Consider the following 16435-nt stretch of genomic DNA (forward strand, 5'->3'; position numbering starts at 1 on the left):
CGGCGGGCACGGGATTACTTGAATGAGAACGCCTTTCAACAACATAGGCTCCGGGGTGCGGTTTGGCAACAGGCCGCCGGGTCCGGGGCCGTCGTTTCGGTCGGTGCTGGTGCAGCATACCCTTTGTCTGTTGCCGTTTGCCGCTGACCGCAGGAGCCCGCATGACCACGCCCGAAGAATTGCCCGGTGTTTCGCAACAGTCTGCCCCTGCCTCCGGCACCTCTCCCGTCCCGGAAGGGGCCGTCGCACCCGACCAGTCCCGGCCCGACCTGACCCGGCAGACCCTGCCGGTGCGCGGCATGACCTGCGCGGTGTGCGCGGGCCGCATAGAGCGTATGGTGGGGCAGATGGACGGTGTGTCGCGCATCAGCGTGAACCTGGCCACCGAGACCATGGACGTGGCGTGGAACCCCGCCGCCCTGCATCTGGACGACATTGCCGAGCGGGTGAAGGATCTGGGCTTCGAGGCCGTGCTGCCGGACCCCGCATCCACCGCCGGACAGGATGACGGCCTGTTGCGCTACGCCGTGCGCGGCATGCACTGCGCGGCATGCTCCGCACGCATCGAGCGCGCCGTGGGCCAGATGGAGGGCGTGGCCGCCGTCACCGTCAGCCTGGCCACGGAAACGGCGCAGGTCACCCCGGCCCCCGGCCTTGGCCCGGACGCGACGGATGCCCTTGCCGCCGCCATTCCCGCGCGCATCGCGGACCTTGGCTTTTCGGCGGAACGCATCCTGCCCCGGCAGGATGCCGGCACCGCCCTGTGGGAAGCCCAGCGCGAGGAAGCCGCCGCCCGTCTGGCCCGCATGCGCGGCAAACTGGCGCGCGAATTCGCCTTCACCGTTCCGCTGCTGGTGCTGTCCATGGGCCATATGGCGGGCCTGCCCCTGCCCGCCTGGCTCGACCCGCACCACGCTCCGCTTGCATTCGCGCTGGCGCAGCTGCTGCTGACGCTGCCGGTGATGTGGTTCGGGCGCGATTTCTACCGCATCGGCTTCGGCAACCTGGCGCGCCGCGCCCCCAACATGGATTCGCTGGTGGCCGTGGGCACCGGCGCGGCCTTTGCCTACAGCCTGTGGAACACCGTGGAGATCGGCCTTGGGGTGGAGGTGGCCCGGCGGGTCATGGACCTGTACTACGAGTCGGCGGCGGTGCTCATCGCGCTGGTGTCGCTGGGCAAGTACTTCGAACTGCGCTCGCGCACCCGCACGTCAGAGGCCATCAAGGCCCTGATGGAACTTGCGCCGGACACCGCCCTGCGCATGGAGGGCGGCGAGGCGCGCGAAGTTCCCGTGGCGTCAGTAAGGGCCGGTGACCGGCTGCTGGTGCGGCCCGGCGCGCGCATTGCCGTTGACGGCGTGGTGGAGGAGGGCACCAGCAGCGTGGACGAGGCCATGCTGACCGGAGAAAGCCTGCCCGTGACCAAGAACCCCGGCGACGCGGTGGCGGGCGGCACCATCAACCGGCACGGCTCGTTCGTCATGCGGGCCGAGCGGGTGGGCGCGGACACCGTGCTGGCCCGGATCATCCGGCTGGTGCAGGATGCCCAGGGGTCGAAGGCCCCCATCGCCAACCTGGCCGACCGGGTGAGCCTGTGGTTCGTCCCGGCGGTGATGGCGCTGGCGGTGCTGGCTGGCGTGGCGTGGTATGCCGCCGGTGCGGAATTCGCCTTTGCCCTGCGCATCTTCGTGGCGGTGATGGTCATTGCCTGCCCCTGCGCCATGGGCCTTGCCACGCCCACGTCCATCATGGTGGGCACCGGGCGCGGCGCGCAACTGGGCGTGCTGATCAAGAGCGGCGAGGCGCTGGAACACGCCGGGCGGCTCACCGCGCTGGTGTTCGACAAGACCGGCACGCTTACTGTGGGCAGCCCGCACCTGACTGACGTGGAGGCCCTGCCGGATATGGCGGCCTTGCCGGACGTGGGGGGGCTGACGGATACCGCAACGGCGGGTGCGGCAGGGGAGGCCGCACCGGCCCACGGCGGTGCCCCCATTGACGAATCCGCGCTGGTGCGCCTGGCCGCCTCGCTGGAAGCCCTGTCGGAACACCCCCTGGCCGAGGCCGTGGCGGCAGGAGCCACGGAACGCGGCCTTGCCCCGTGGCCGGTGCGGGACTTTCTGGCCGTGCCGGGCAAGGGCGTGCGCGGCAGCGTCGTGACCGATGATGGTGCGCAGCGTGCCGTCGCCATTGGCAACGTGGCCTTCATGGCGGCGGAGAACGTGGCCGGGCACGATGCCCCCCATGTGACCGCCCGCGCCGATGCGCTGGCCGAGCAGGGCCGCACCCCGCTGTACATGGCCGTGGATGGCCGCATGGCCGCCCTGCTGGGCGTGGCCGACCCGCTGAAGCCGGAGGCCCCGGCGGTGGTGCGCCGCCTGCGGGACATGGGCGTGCGCGTGGTGATGCTGACCGGCGACAACCGCCGCACCGCCCTGGCCGTGGCGCGGCAGGCGGGCATCGACGACGTGCGGGCCGAAGTGCTGCCCGACCAGAAGGAACAGGCCGTCAGCGCGTTGCAGGCCGAAGGGCACGTGGTGGGCATGGTGGGCGACGGCATCAACGATGCCCCGGCCCTGGCCCGCGCCCACGTGGGCATCGCCATGGGCACCGGCATCGACGTGGCGGTGGAGGCGGGCGACATAGTGCTGCTGCGCGGCGGGCTGGACGGGGTGCTCACGGCCCTTGCCCTCAGCCGGGCCACGGTGCGCAACATCCGCCAGAACCTGTTCTGGGCCTTCGGCTACAACGTGCTGGGCATTCCCGTGGCGGCGGGGCTGCTGCACGCCTTTGGCGGGCCCACCCTGTCGCCAATGATCGCGGGCGGGGCCATGGCCCTTTCGTCGGTTTCCGTGGTCAGCAATGCGTTGCGGCTGCGCTTTTTCACCCCGGATGGCGGGGCGGCAGATGGACCTGAGACCACCCCTGAGACCAACCCGGAGGCCAGCCCCGAGACCAGTCCGGATGGCGGGCCGGGGAAGAACGCATAGCCCCACCCTGTGGGGGAAACGCAAGGGGCGCCGGATCGTGATGATCCGGCGCCCCTTGCCGTTCCGTCCGGTTGCCCGCGTATCTGGTTTTCCGGTCCGGATGCTTCCGCGTCGTGGTGCCGCCATGCCGGGCTCCCTCCATCATTTCGCGGGCAAACCCGCGACATGGACGCGCCCCGGTGGCGATGCTGGCCCGCAACGGCTCAGTATTCCTTGATGTACTCGTCCAGGCTGTCGGCGGTGCAGTTGCGGCTGACCCAGTAGGCGGCGGCCCAGACCATCAGCGCGGTGGCCTGGGTGTCGTCCAGGCGCTTCAGCTTGGCTTCCAGGCTGGCCTTGCTGGCCCCGTGCTTGGTGTGCACCATGCCCACGTCGCAGGCATCCATGACCCGCAACAGCAGGTAGGACAGCCGGGTGTGGTCGGGCAGCAGGCGCAGGTCGCGGTGTGCCTCGATGATGGTCTTGAGTTCGGGCCCGGAAAAGATGCCCTTGATGGCGGAAATGGCGCGGAAGAAGGTATCCACGGCCCATGGCAGGATGAATTCCGCCCCGGCGCTCTTGGTGCGGAAGTAGTCCTTGAGCCAGCGTTCCTGGTCCGACGATATCCTGGCGGCAACCTGAGGCATGTTCGCCCTCCCTGCTGGGGGTGCGGCTGTCGTCCTGCGGGGGTGGTGACGGCGGCGCGGCACCAAGTGCTCCACCTGCGTCCCCTTCGGCGGGCCGGGCCGCATGGCTGCATGCGCGCCACACGGGCGCAACGCAATCGCCAAGCATGCCCCCGTGCACACCGGTCTCACGGGGCACGTTAGGTCAGAGCGGAAAAAAGCTCAAGAAAAAATCTAGAAATGGCCACGCGTGCTTACGTTCGCGCGACTGGTGTCCTGTTGTGCATGGCCGCGCGGTTGGGGAAGGCATGGGAGAGGGTGAGGGACGGAATGCGTTGTGCCGCGGCTTGAAAGCGCCTGCTGCCGCGCGTGGACGCGATTGCGGCAATGAATGGCGTGGTTACAGGTGCACGTCGCCTTCCAGCACCGTTCCGTGGGGAATGACGGCCTGCATGCATGAGGGGTTGCGCACCACCACCCGCCCGCGCGCGGTGACGTTGCCGCCGAACAGCACATCGCCGTGCACGGCCAGTGCATCGCAGTGCAGCAGCGATGGCGCCCCGTGCGGAAAGCGGGCCATCAGCCGGTCCCACGTGCCATAGTGCGCGCCATCCAGTTCCACCAGCACGCCGGGGGTGGAGCAGGCGGGGTTGGGCCGCACCTGACCGCCGGGCTCCAGCAGGGTGCGGTCGGACCACAGCACCAGCAGGTCGCTGCATTTTTTCACCGGCAGAAAGCGTTCGCGCCGGGTGACGATGGCCCGCGCCCCGGGGAACAGCGAGATGGCCGCGCCCATGGCCGTTTCCACCTGCCAGACCTTTTCCGAATCGGGGTCGCGGGGGTTCACGGTCTTGGGGTTGCGGATCATGGGCAGGCGCAGCAGGCCGTGTTCGTCGATGTGCTGGCGCAGGGCGCGCAGGTCCAGCCAGATGTTGTTGGTGTTGAACAGGCCGTACCGCACGATGTCCTGGAAGCGGGGCAGATCACCGTCCGGACACTGGGCCAGTTCGCGCAGCACCAGCCCCCCGTGGCGCGAGCGGGCCAGGTGGCCGCCCTTGCGGTCGGACGGGGTGCGCGGCGCGCATTCCATCAGGAAGGGGATGTCCTCTTCCATGAGGTAGCCGAGAATGGCCGGGTCCAGCGTGGCGCCCAGATTGTCCGCGTTGGAGATGAGCGCGTAGCGGCGGCCCGATTCCAGCAGCCGGGCAAGGTGCCCGGACAGGGCCAGGGCGGCGTACAGGTCGCCGTGGCCGGGCGGGTTCCATTCCAGGTCCGGGTTTTCCGGGTACTCCACGGGCAGCAGGGTTGCCCGGGACACCTTGGGAAAGCGGTGCTGCAAAAAGGTGCCCGGCCTGCCGGCATGTTGCAGGCCCAGCACGTCCAGCGCGCGCAGGGTGTCCTGGTGGGTGGAGAAGCTGTTCATGAACAGCAGGGGCGATGGTCCGCCGTGGGTACGGCGCTGGTGCTCGGCCTGGCGCACGATGAGTTCGAGAAAGGTGGCCCCGTCCTTGGCGGGCAGCAGCGACTTGGCGTGGGTCATGCCCATGCTGGTGCCAAGGCCGCCGTTCAGCTTGATGCAGGCGGCTTCGCGCAGGCGGGCGCGTCCGGTGGCGGCGTAGGGGGCCAGGTCTTCCAGCAGCGGCAGGTCGTCGCGGCCCACGGGCAGGATGTCCGACTCGGGGATCAGTCCGGTGCTGCCGCAGGCCAGTTCCTCCAGGTAGGAGGCGAACAGCGCCACCAGCGGGGAAGGCAGACCGGCGCGGGCCATCTTGGTGGCAAAGGGCTGCATGGGAACGGTGCACATGCCGGTGTCCGCGTCCGCATCGGGGATGCGGGCGGGGGCTATGGAGGGGGCGGCGGGCCGGGTCAGCAACTCGGGGCCGGAATGGGGCATGGCAACCTCTGCGAACGGTATGAAACTGCCCTGACGGCGTGCAGGGCGCGGCGCCGCTGGAATGGGCATGCAATACTACGCCAAATGTAGCACAAGTTCAAGAAAAGGACAGCGGAAAAGGGGGTTTGCACGTGGCAAACGGGTGACGACGGTATGGCGGAATGCCGCGCCGGGGCAGACAAAGAGGAGTGTTTGTAAGTGGTTGCTGATGAAAATAGCGGCGCGGCGAACAGGTCGCCGCGCCGCCGGAAGGTCGGGTGGAGGGGGGGGAGGGGGAACTACAGGTACCCGTGCAGCGGGCCGCCGGGCGCGGCCAGCGCGTCCACGCGGCGCTCCACGTCGGGGTCGGTTTCCAGCGCCGGGGCGTGGAACGACTTCAGCCGCGCGTCGATGACCAGCGGGCCGGTGCAGCCCCAGTGCTTGCAGTGGGTGAATTCGCCCGCGCCGTACATGTCGGTGGCCGGGTCGGACCGGGTGAAGACCACCCACAGGAAGTTTTCCCAGTTGGCGGCGGTAAAGGCCGGGTCGTCCACCACCACGAACAGGGGCAGGCCGTCCAGCCCGTGCGCATGGGCCAGCCGTGCGGCCAGGGCGTGCATGGCCGGGTCGTGCTCGTCGCGCCTTGCCGTATGTTTCGGCCCGCGCAGCACCACAATGCCCCTGCCGAACAGGCGCGGATCGCCGAAACTGCCGCCCGCAGCGGCAAGGCCGCCATCTTCCGATCGCGCATCCAGCGGCAGGTCGCCGGGCAGGGTGTCGGCCAGTTGCCGCTTGCGCGGGCCCGCCGCCGCCCACACCAGCTTGGAACCCTGGTTCAGGCTGATGCCGGTGTAGTCCAGGGTGTCGATGGTGGTGCGGGTGACGAAGTGCAGGTCGCGGGTGAAGTCGGTGCGCTCCAGCATGTGCGTGAAGAAGCCGGGAAAGTCGTGCGTGGACATGGAGGGCGCGTCCTCGTGGGCCATGATAAGCACGTACTTGGAAAGCGAGGTCTGGGTGGAGCCCAGCAGGGCCATGCCGCAGGTGATGAGTTCCTGCGGCTGGCGTTCACCGGCGTAGGGCACGTAGCGCTCGCTGCCGATGGCCAGCAGCAGGGGGTGCACCCCGGCGGCGTCCACGGCGTGGATTTCGCGGACGCCCGCGAATACCTGCGGCACAAGGGCGGCGGTAAGCTGGTGGATGAAGTCGCCGAACACGGTGTCTTCCTGCGGGGGGCGACCCACCGTGGTGAACGGCCAGATGGCGTCCGGGCGGTGGTGCACCGCGTCCACCCGCAGCACGGGAAAGTCGTGCGCCAGGCTGTAGTAGCCAAGGTGGTCGCCGAAGGGGCCTTCCGGCTTCTGGTACGGGGCGATGGTGCCGCAGATGCAGAAGTCGGCCTCTGCCAGAATGGGCAGGCCGCCCGTTCTGTGGGATTGGCGTACCATGGGAATGCGGAAGCCCGCCATGGCCCCCGCGAACAGGATTTCGGCAAGGCCTTCCGGCAGGGGCATGACGGCGGCCAGGGTCATGGCGGGGGGGCCGCCCACGAAGATGTTCACCTTCAGCGGTTCGCCCCGGCGCAGGGCCTGGGCGTGGTGGTACCCGATGCCCCGGTGGATCTGGTAGTGCAGGCCCACCTCGCGGTCCTTCTCGTAGTCCGGGCCGTCCAGCTGCACGCGGTACATGCCGATGTTGGACTGCATGGGGCCGGGTGCGTCGGGGCTTTCGGTGTACACCTGCGGCAGGGTGACGTAGCCGCCGCCGTCCATGGGCCACGAGATCAGGCGCGGCAGGTCGCTGATGGCGCAGCGGTGGCGCAGCACCGGGCCGTCGGACACCGATTTCGGCAGCATGGACCACAGGGCGCGCGGCACGCCGGTGTAGCGCAGGGGGTGGCGGAAGGCGTCGAAGGGGTCCAGCTTCAGGCGGAAGATGCCTTCCACGGCGCGCAACGTATCGCGAAAGATGAACTTCGTGCGCTCCATGGTGCCGAACAGGTTGGCCAACATGGGAAAGCGGCAGCCCTTCACCCGCGTGAACAGCATGGCGGGCGCGCCCGCGCGGTAGGCGCGGCGCTGGATGGCGGCCATTTCGAGGTTGGCGTCCACCTCTGCGTCGATGCGCACGAGGTGCTTGTGGCGTTCAAGGTCGGCCACGCAGGCGGAAAGATTGCGGTAGGTCACGGGTTCCTCGTGCTGACGGCGTGATGGCTATGGTTCGCCCAACTGGTTCGTGCAGGACGGGCTCGTGCAGACCGGTGCGGGCATGTCGCAGGCCGTGCGGTGGGGGCCTGGATGGCCGACGGCCACTGGTGATGACCGGTGGCGTGGCGGGGTTCGGGAATGCGACAATGCGACAAGCTTGCCCGCGACGCAAGCCCGGAGTGGGGGCAAGGGGGCCGGGGGGCGGATGTGCCAGACGGGCCAGACGGGCCAGACGGGCCTGATGAACCTGATGAGCCTGATGGGCGAGACGAGCCTGACAAGCCTGACAAGCCTGACGAGCCGGATGAGCCTGACGAGCCGGATGAGCCAGATGAGCCGGACGAGCCAGATGAGCCGGACTAGCCGGATGAGCCGGACGCGTAAGGACGTGAAGGACGTGGGCGACGCGAAGGGAACGGAGAGAGGGCTGGAAGCAGGGAGTGGGAACGTTGCGGCTCCGGGATTACGTGGCGGTTGCGCAACTCTGAAGGATCGTGAACGACGCGGGCCTCAGCCCGCTTCCAGCCGGTAGCCGACGCCGCGCACCGTGCGCAGGCGCGTGCCGCTGGTGGCGCCGGGAACGCCGGAGCCTGCCGCGCGTGCCAGCGTACGCCGCAGGCGCGAGACCAGCACGTCTACTGCATGTGGCGCATGTGGCGCATGGGGCGCATGGGAATCAATTTCCGGAATTGGCGTGGCGTAATCCAGGCACCAGTGGGCGATATCTTCCCGTTGCACCACGCTGCCCGCCCGGCGCAGCAGCAGTTCCAGCAGCAACCGTTCCTGCGGGTGCAGGGAAAGGGGGCGGAAGTCACGGGTGGCGCGTCCGCTGACCGGGTCGAACACGATGTCGCCCAGTGCCAGCACGCCGGTGGCCAGCGGTCCCCTGCCGGGCGGGGCCGCCAGTCCCGCTGCCCGCAACGCGGTGACCAGCGCCCCGGCAGAGAACGGCACGCGCAACAGGCGGGCTGAGGGGGGCAGCCCCGCAGCGCGCACGCGGCGCGATTCCTGCCGGGCCGTGGCGGCATGCAGCAGGATCAACGGGATGCCGGGGGGAATGCCGGGGGAAATGCCGGAAGCGGAAATGGGGGACGCATCGCCGTCCGTGTCGGCACTGTCCGCGTCATCACCGCCCGTTTCACGGCCCGGGCGCGGCGGGACCAGCAGGTCCAGGTCGGCCACCAGTGCGTCCGGCTTCGGAAGCATAACCGGTGTCGTACCTTCCGGGGGTTGTACCCGCCCATCCGCAAAGGAAGGCATTTCCACCACCAGCCGCAGCCCGGCTTCGGCCAGGGGGGCGGTCAGGTGCGCGGCGATGCGCGCGTCGGCGGTGCGGAGCAGGATCAGCATGGGTATCCCGGAGCGGAAAAGCGGGTGCGCATGAGCCGGGATACTGCACCCACCGCACGGTGTCGAGGGTGCCAGGGACGTGCGTGCCAGAGGACGTGCGCGGCAGGCGGCCGGGGCGACAGGGGACGGGCGGGGCAGGGAGCGACACGCGAGTTGACGACCACGCCAACGACGGGAGGGCTCCGGTGATGTACACCAGAGCCCTCCGAAGCGTGCGCCGTTCGGGCAGGGAGAACTAGGCGACCTTGTAGAACGCGGACGCCGCGGCGTTGCAGATGGGGCACTTGTTGTCGTGCGGGCCTTCATGGGTGTAGCCGCACACGGAACACACGTAGTAGTCCACGTCGGCCAGGGCGGAGGGGTTTTCCAGCGCCTTCTTGTAGAGGTTGGCGTGCACCTCTTCAACGGCGTTGGCCCAACCGAAGTAGCGCGCGGGCACCTTTTCGCCTTCGGCTTCGGCCTCGGCGATCATCTGCGGGTACATCTTGGTGAATTCGTAGGTTTCGCCGTCGATGGCGGCCTTCAGGTTGTCGAGGGTGGAACCGATCTTGCCCGCGTTGCGCAGGTGGCCGTGGGCGTGAATGGTTTCCGCCTCGGCGGCGGCGCGGAACAGCTTGGCGACCTGGGGCAGGCCTTCCTTGTCCGCCTGCTTGGCGAAGGCAAGGTACTTGCGGTTGGCCTGGGATTCACCGGCAAAGGCCGCCATCATGTTCTCGTAGGTCTTGCTCATCGATATGCTCCTTGTTGGTTTCGGTGTAGGGGTTCCTTGTCAGGAACAATTCCTGTTTAGACGCCATCCATGGACTTGTAAAGTACTTTTCAAAAAAATTGTGGAAAGAAATCGTTCAGACCATACGTCATCGGGGCGGATAGGGAAAGGGCAACGCGTGAAAACAGGCAACGCACAAGAGCCGCAAGCGGGCGTGCGGCGTGGCAGGGCCAGACAGGGGGGCCGGTACGGAAAAGGAAGCAGGCGCGGAAAAGGGAGCCGGAATTGACGCTCCCACAATGAGGTGTGGCGGGCTAGATGTCGGCGCTGCCGGGCGTGTCCGGTTCGCCCGGTTCGGCCGGTTCGTCCGGTTCACCTGTTACGCCTGATGTACCGGATGCGCCCAGTGAGCCGGGCGTGCCCAGTGAGCCGGGCGTGCCCAGTGAGCCGGATGCGCCCAGTGAGCCGGATGCGCCCAGTGAGCCGGGCGTGCCCGCCGCATTGGACGTGTCGGGGGCGGCATTGTCGGCGGGTTGCGCGTTTTCTTTCGGCTGTTGCGGGGCGGAAGCACCATCCGTAGCCCTGCGCGGTCCGTCCGGCACGAATTCGGGGCGCAGGCGGCCCCCCTTCAGCACCAGATGCGCCCGGAACGGCTTGCCCTGGCGCGAGGTGAAGTCCATGGCCTGCGCCGTGCGCCCGGTGGCCAGCAGTTCGCGCGCGGTGGGTTCGTCCAGTTCGCGCCCGAAGGAGGTGCGCCAGAGAATGAACGGGCAGCGGCCACCATTGGCGGGGGGTGTTCCGCCGTCTGCTTCACTGTTTGGCGCTGCGTCTGGCCCGCCATTCGGTGCGCCGGTCTTTTTCGCGCCGCGTTTGGCGCGCGCGGCGTCCTGCCCGTCGCCGTCGTCGCCGTTTGCCGCCTTGCCGCGCTTCTTTCCGGAAGGGGCGGGCGGCTGCCCGGTGCAGGCCCATCCGCGTGGGGTTTCGCGCACTTCGCCACCGCACAGGGGGCACAGGCCGTCGGGCGTGCGGGCGTAACGTTCCGACGCCGTATCCAGCAGGCGGTCCAGATTGCGTCCGCCCACCCGCTTGATGCGGTGCACGCCGTTCCACACGCTTTCGCGTATGCCGTGCATGAACTGCGGGTAGGTGGCGGTGCCCGCCTCCATGTCCTTGAGAGCCTTTTCCCACGTGCCGGTCAGCTCTGGCGAGGCCACGTCGGGCAGCAGCGCCTCGATTACCTCGGCCACCTGCATGCCCCGGTCGCTGGCGATGATCCGCTTGCCGTGCCTGCCCACGTAGCCGCGCTGGAGCAGCGTTTCGATGACCTGGGCGCGGGTGGCGGGGGTGCCGAGGCCGCGTTCCTTCATGGCCTGGCGCAGTTCCTCGTCCTCCACCAGCTTTCCGGCGGTTTCCATGGCCGCCAGCAGCGAGGCATCGGTGTAGTGGGCCGGGGCCTTGGTCTGGCGCGTCACCCGGCGGATGTCGTCCGTGTGCAGCTTCGCACCCTTGCGCAGGGGGGGCAGGGGGGTGTCTTCCGCCGCGCGCCACGGTTCCACGGCCAGCCAGCCCTTTTCCTTGAACACCTTGCCCCGCGCGATGAAGGCGTGCTCGCCCACCTTCACCGTGACGGTGGAGGTGGCGAACCTGGCCTCGGCGCAGAAGGCGGCGATGAACCGGCGGCAGATCATTTCGTAAATCTGCCGTTCCGGCTGCGAAAGGCGGGCCGGGTCGCCCTTGCGGGCGGTGGGGATGATGGCGTGGTGGTCGGTGACCTTGCGGTCGTCCACGCAGGGGAACTTGACCTTGCCGGACTTGATGCGCGCGACCGCCAGCATGGTCCCGTCCGGGTACAGGTGGTGGATGGCCCGGAAGTGATTCAGGATTTCCGCGAACAGTTCCTTGGTCAGGTGGCGGGAGTCGGTACGCGGGTAGGTGATCAGCTTGTGCGTTTCGTACAGCGCCTGGGCGTGGGTCAGAGTGTCCTTGGCGGACAGGCCGAAGCGGGTGTTGGCTTCTCGCTGCAGGGTGGTCAGGTCGAAGGGCAGGGGGGGCTGCTGGCTGCCCGCCTTGCTGGCCACCGATTCCACCACACCTTCGCGCCCGGTGCAGGCGTTGGCGATGGCCGAGGCCTCGTCCTCGCTGTCCACGCGGGTTTCGCGCAGTTCGGGCGGGCGGTGCCATACGGCGGGGAAGGAGTCCGGCGCGTCGGAAGCGGGCGCGGGCGTGTCCTGTGTTGTGTCGGGCGAGGCATCGGCTGTCGCGTCCGGTGACGCATCGGGTGCCGCCACGCCGCCCTGCGCGGCGCGTCCCTTGCCGCCGGGGGTGAACACCCCTTCCACGGTCCAGAAATCCTGCGGCACGAACTGTTCGATTTCGCGGCGACGGGCGGTGAGCAGGCACAACACCGGGGTCTGCACGCGCCCCACGGAGACGAGGCCGCCGGTCCTTACCGTGAACAGGCGCGAATAGTTCATGCCCACCAGCCAGTCGGCCTCGGCCCGGGCAAAGGATGCCAGTCCCAGGTTGCGCTTTTCCGCGTCGGGCAGCAGGCGGGCAAGGCTCTTGCGCAGGCCTTCTTCGGTCATGTCGTTGGCCCACAGGCGGCGCACGGGTTTCGCGCATTCGGCCATCAGGTAGATGCGCCGAAAGATCAGCTCGCCCTCGCGTCCGGCGTCGGTGGCGTTGATGACGCCGGTTACGCGCTCATCGGTCAGCAGGCGGCGCAGCACGGCGAACTGGTCCGCCGTTTCCGGCAGCACCCGCAGCCGAAAGCGCGGCGGCAGTATGGGCAACTGGTCCAGGGTCCAGCGGCCCGCCCAGGCCGGGTCCTGTTCTTCCGGCTCGGCAATGCCCACAAGATGCCCCACGGCCCAACTGACCAGATGGTCCGGCCCTTCCAGAAAGCCCGCCCGGCGCTGCGTGGCGCCCACAAGGGGAGCCAGTTCGCGCGCGACGGAGGGCTTTTCCGCGATGATCAGGGTCTTGGACATGGGGATTCGGGTGCTTGCGGGCAACAGGGTGAAAGGTTGGGGAGTGGAAGCGCCATGGGGGCGGGGCAGTCCGACCGATGCTCGACCTATGCGGGACCAATGCCCGCCCAATGCCCGCCCAATGCCCGCCTGACGCCAGACCGGCAGCTTGACCCGCCACGGGCGGACGGCTACAGCCGGAGGCCATGACCGACCAGCGTACCAGTACTCCATCCGGGGCCGCGCCGGGAGCGGAAACCGCAACGGGCGAATCCGCACCCCCGGCGGGGCAGCCCACCCCCGCCCGCTATCCGGTGCCCTTTCTGTCCGGCCAGTCAGGCAGGACGGACGCGGCAGGGCCGGAGGCCCTGGCGCAGGGCGCGGAACTGGTCCATATTGCCGGGTTTTCCGGAGGGGTCGGTTTTGCCGGGGGCGTGTACCGGCGGGAAGACTCCATCAAGCGCAGCCGGTTCATAGTCAGCGTGGCCCACGCGCCGGACACGGCCACGGCGCGGGCCTTCATCGAGGCGGTGCGCGCCGAATTCGCCGACGCCACCCACAACTGCTGGGCCTTTGCCGCCGGGCCGCCGGGCGACACCGCCCGCATCGGGTGCAGCGACGACGGCGAGCCCCACGGCACCGCCGGTCGCCCCATGCTGCAGCAACTGCTGCACGGCGGCGTGGGCGAGGTGGCGGCGGTGGTGACACGATATTTCGGCGGGGTCAAGCTGGGCACCGGCGGGCTGGTGCGGGCCTATGCGGCCATGGCCCGGCTGGGGCTGGACGGCCTGCCCCTGCGCCAGCGCATCGTGCCCGCGCGGGTGTCGGTGGTGCTGGCCCACGGCAGGGCCGGGGCGTTGCGGCGGCTGCTGCCCGCATACGAGGCGGCCATCCTGTCCGAAGTGCACGGGGCCGACGTGGAATGCATCATCGGCCTGCCCGTGGAGCACACCGCCGCATTCATGGCCGCCGTCATCGACATGGCCGCCGGTGAGGCGCTGGTGGACGTGCTGCCCCCGGCAGAAGATTGACCCGGTTGCGGCCCCGGGCTGCTGCCCGGTTTAGGCCCCGGGCTGCTGCCCGGTTTAGGCCCAGTCCCGGCCCTGCTTCGGCCCGGCTCAGCATGACCAGATCCACTGCGGGCGAAAGAGCGCGTTGCATTACCCCTTGGCCGCGCCCTCATCCACGATCCACACCAGGTCCCCATTGGCGGGCTTCACGAATTGCGCGGGCAGGGTGGGTTCCGCCAGCAGGTCCAGCGCCCGCGCCAGCACGGGGTGCTTTTCCCTGCCGGAAACAAGGAACACGCAACAGCGGGCGTTGTTCAGCACCGGCAGGGTCAGGGTAAGCCGGTCGCTCTTGGTGGCCAGCACGTACTGGTCGATGACCAGGCGCGTGCGCTCGGCAAGGCCCGTCCCGTCGGGGAACAGCGAGGCGGTGTGCCCGTCCTCGCCCATGCCCAGCAGCACCATGTCGAAGCGCGGCCAGGCGCCGTCTTCCAGGTCGAAATGTTCGCGCAGCAGCGATTCGTAGGCGGCGGCGCCCTCCACCGGGTCCATCTCGCCCTTCATGCGGTAGAAGCGGGTGGCCGGGGCCAGCGACAGCAGTTCGCGCCGGGCCACGCCGTAGTTGCTCTGCGGGTTGTCCGGCTCCACGCAGCGTTCGTCCACCCAGTATACGGCGATCTTTTCCCACGGCAGGCGGTCGAGCCAGGCCGGGGTGGCCAGCAGGCGGAACAGCGGGATGGGCGTGCTGCCGCCGGACAGGGCCAGGGTGAACACGCCGCGCGCGGCCACGGCCCGTTCGCAGCGTTCCAGCAGCAGTTGGGCGGTCTTTTCGGCCATGGCGGCCGGGTCTTTCATGACGTGCAGGGCAAGGTTGACGGAACGGTGAGGCATGGCGGCTCCGGTGGCGGCGATTCCGGTTGGCGTTTCTTGTCGGGGGCGGCGCGCGGGGCGCAACTGCTCCCCATGGTCGATATGTTGGCGATGACGAATCTGCCACAGGACCGCCCGCGTGGGAATGGGCAAAGAAGGACCACTGCCGCCCGGACGGCCAGCGCGCGCATGGCTGCCCCGGAAATGCGGCAGCGCCGTGGCGGGCCACGGCGCTGCGGAGATGCGAGAGGACTGGTGGAAAGCCGTCGGACACGGCGTGTGGCGGGGCAGCCGCGCCGGTGGATCAACAGGCTTTATGCCAGCACCACTTCAAACGCAGGCGGCGTCATGATGTGCTTCTTTACGGCGCACAGTTCCACGGCGCGCACCAGCGCATCGCGGTATTCATCCGGAAAGCCCTGCGGCGGCGTGACCACGAAGGTCATGCGGGTGACCTGAAAGCCCTTGGGCGCGAATTCGCAGCCCACGCGGATGCCCAGCCCTTCCGTGGATATCTTGCGGGCCTCGCAGAAGCGCTGGGCGTACACGCCCGCGCAGGTGGCCAGCGAAGCCAGAAACAGTTCGAACGGGGTGGGGGCGGTGCCTTCACCGCCGTCCTTCACCGGCTGGTCGGTGCGGATGACGGTGGAAGCGGGGGCGGGGGTGTCCGGCCCGGCGGGGGTGACGGGGGGGTGGAGTATGGCGTCGATCTTCATGCCGCCGTTGAAGGCGACGTCGATGAACTTCATGGTCATGTGCGGCTCCTGTGAATGTTCCGGCATTCGGGTGCGATGGAGCGGGCGCGGGAACGGCGCGCCGCGTCCGGTGTGCCTGGCTGGAGGTGTGGGTGGTGCGTGGCGCCGTTGCCGGGCGCCGTATGGCGGCGTGGCCGCGTACCTGCTCCGCGCGGGGCGGCGTGCTCAGCCGATGGTCTCCATGCGGGCAAAGCGCGGTTCGTGCAGCGGAAGGACGATGTCCGCCGCCTCCTTCACCTTGAGCATGATGTCGTAGCCCTGCTTGGGGTTGATGCAGGTGCCGGGGGGAATGACCTCCATCTCCATGCCCCGGATGGCGGCGGGCGGATTCATGTTCTCGTCGATGATGCAGAACCCGGTGATGGCGGCGGTGCCCTGTTCCGTATCCACGAACACGGTCAGGCCACCCTCGGTATGCACCGGGGTGTGCACCACGCGGATGCCGGGCAGGATTTCGCGCTCTTCTTCGGTAATCACGCGCAACTGGCCGTTGTCCTCGACATCGGCGATGTAGTCTTCAAGGTAGCGGAAATCCAGCGGATGCGGGTCGTGGATGGACTCCAGTTCCTTTTCGTGCACCCAGATTTCCGCGTTTTCGCACTTGTAGTCGTTTTCGCAGTGGTCGTTGTGCAGATGGGTGTGGATGACCACGTCGATGTCCGCCGGGGTGAGGCCGAATTTGGCCAGCCCCGCCTCGAAGGTATAAATCTTGCCGCCCAGGGCCGCCTCGCGGTCGGGCGAGACGATGGGGTTCAGTTCGCCGGTGTCCACCAGGATGCGCTTGTCGCCGCCCTCGATGTACCAGGTGTAGATGGGGATGGTGTAGGGCGTGCCGTAGTCGTGCTGGTAGGTCATCATGCCCTTGTCGAACACCTTGGAACCCATGACGATGGGGTGGATGCGGTACTTCATGCGACGCCTCGCGGGCTGACGGTTGCCGGAAGGTTGCCGGGCGCTTTCAGGGATGCGGTCACGGAGCATCTCGCGGGCGCCCCGGCCACGGGGCAGAGAGTAAGCACTTCCGCTCCGCTTGTCACGATTTCCTCCCGATCTGGTGGGAAATGGGGCGGGCCGAACATACTGAACGCACAGAACACACAGAA

General features: G+C 68.7%; 11 protein-coding genes. 2 read left to right on the forward strand and 9 right to left on the reverse strand.

What is annotated here, in order from left to right:
- Nucleotides 1-161: 161 nt before the first annotated feature.
- Complete coding sequence (locus tag K6142_RS04685) at nt 162-2990, forward strand: heavy metal translocating P-type ATPase (protein ID WP_190244898.1); 2829 nt, start codon at nt 162-164, stop codon at nt 2988-2990.
- A 203-nt stretch (nt 2991-3193) separates the two neighbouring features.
- On the opposite strand, the gene K6142_RS04690 is transcribed toward K6142_RS04685, so the two are convergent.
- From K6142_RS04690 to K6142_RS04715, 6 genes are all read right to left on the reverse strand, one after another.
- Nucleotides 3194-3616, reverse strand: a complete 423-nt coding sequence (locus tag K6142_RS04690) for a hypothetical protein (protein WP_015946785.1) — start codon at nt 3614-3616, stop codon at nt 3194-3196.
- Between the two features lie 379 nt (nt 3617-3995).
- On the reverse strand, nt 3996-5489 hold the full coding sequence (locus tag K6142_RS04695) for a UTP--glucose-1-phosphate uridylyltransferase (protein ID WP_223290350.1): 1494 nt from the start codon (nt 5487-5489) through the stop codon (nt 3996-3998).
- Between the two features lie 278 nt (nt 5490-5767).
- Entirely contained in the window at nt 5768-7651 is a 1884-nt protein-coding gene (locus tag K6142_RS04700) for a UbiD family decarboxylase (RefSeq protein WP_190244899.1), read from the reverse strand.
- A 531-nt stretch (nt 7652-8182) separates the two neighbouring features.
- A complete protein-coding gene (locus K6142_RS04705; RefSeq protein ID WP_190244900.1) occupies nt 8183-9022 on the reverse strand; it encodes a winged helix-turn-helix domain-containing protein in 840 nt (279 codons plus the stop codon).
- Nucleotides 9023-9257: 235 nt separating this feature from the next.
- A complete protein-coding gene (locus tag K6142_RS04710) occupies nt 9258-9752 on the reverse strand; it encodes a rubrerythrin family protein (protein WP_190244901.1) in 495 nt (164 codons plus the stop codon).
- Between the two features lie 293 nt (nt 9753-10045).
- Nucleotides 10046-12721, reverse strand: a complete 2676-nt coding sequence (locus tag K6142_RS04715) for a DNA topoisomerase 3 (RefSeq protein ID WP_190244902.1) — start codon at nt 12719-12721, stop codon at nt 10046-10048.
- A gap of 185 nt (nt 12722-12906) precedes the next feature.
- Between K6142_RS04715 and K6142_RS04720 the strand changes: the two genes are divergently transcribed.
- Nucleotides 12907-13731, forward strand: coding sequence for an IMPACT family protein (locus K6142_RS04720; RefSeq protein ID WP_317846365.1), 825 nt, complete (start codon nt 12907-12909; stop codon nt 13729-13731).
- Nucleotides 13732-13860: 129 nt separating this feature from the next.
- Here the strand turns inward: K6142_RS04720 and pgl are convergent, their stop codons facing one another.
- From pgl to K6142_RS04735, 3 genes are all read right to left on the reverse strand, one after another.
- Nucleotides 13861-14598, reverse strand: coding sequence for a 6-phosphogluconolactonase (pgl, locus tag K6142_RS04725; protein ID WP_015946792.1), 738 nt, complete (start codon nt 14596-14598; stop codon nt 13861-13863).
- Nucleotides 14599-14891: 293 nt separating this feature from the next.
- Complete coding sequence (locus K6142_RS04730; protein WP_190244265.1) at nt 14892-15332, reverse strand: OsmC family protein; 441 nt, start codon at nt 15330-15332, stop codon at nt 14892-14894.
- A 165-nt stretch (nt 15333-15497) separates the two neighbouring features.
- The gene (locus K6142_RS04735) at nt 15498-16244 is read right to left on the reverse strand and encodes an N-acyl homoserine lactonase family protein (RefSeq protein ID WP_190244266.1); all 747 of its coding nucleotides are present in this window, start codon (nt 16242-16244) and stop codon (nt 15498-15500) included.
- Nucleotides 16245-16435 lie beyond the last annotated feature (191 nt).

The sequence above is a fragment of the Nitratidesulfovibrio sp. SRB-5 genome (assembly GCF_019931275.1).
Lineage (GTDB): Bacteria > Desulfobacterota > Desulfovibrionia > Desulfovibrionales > Desulfovibrionaceae > Cupidesulfovibrio.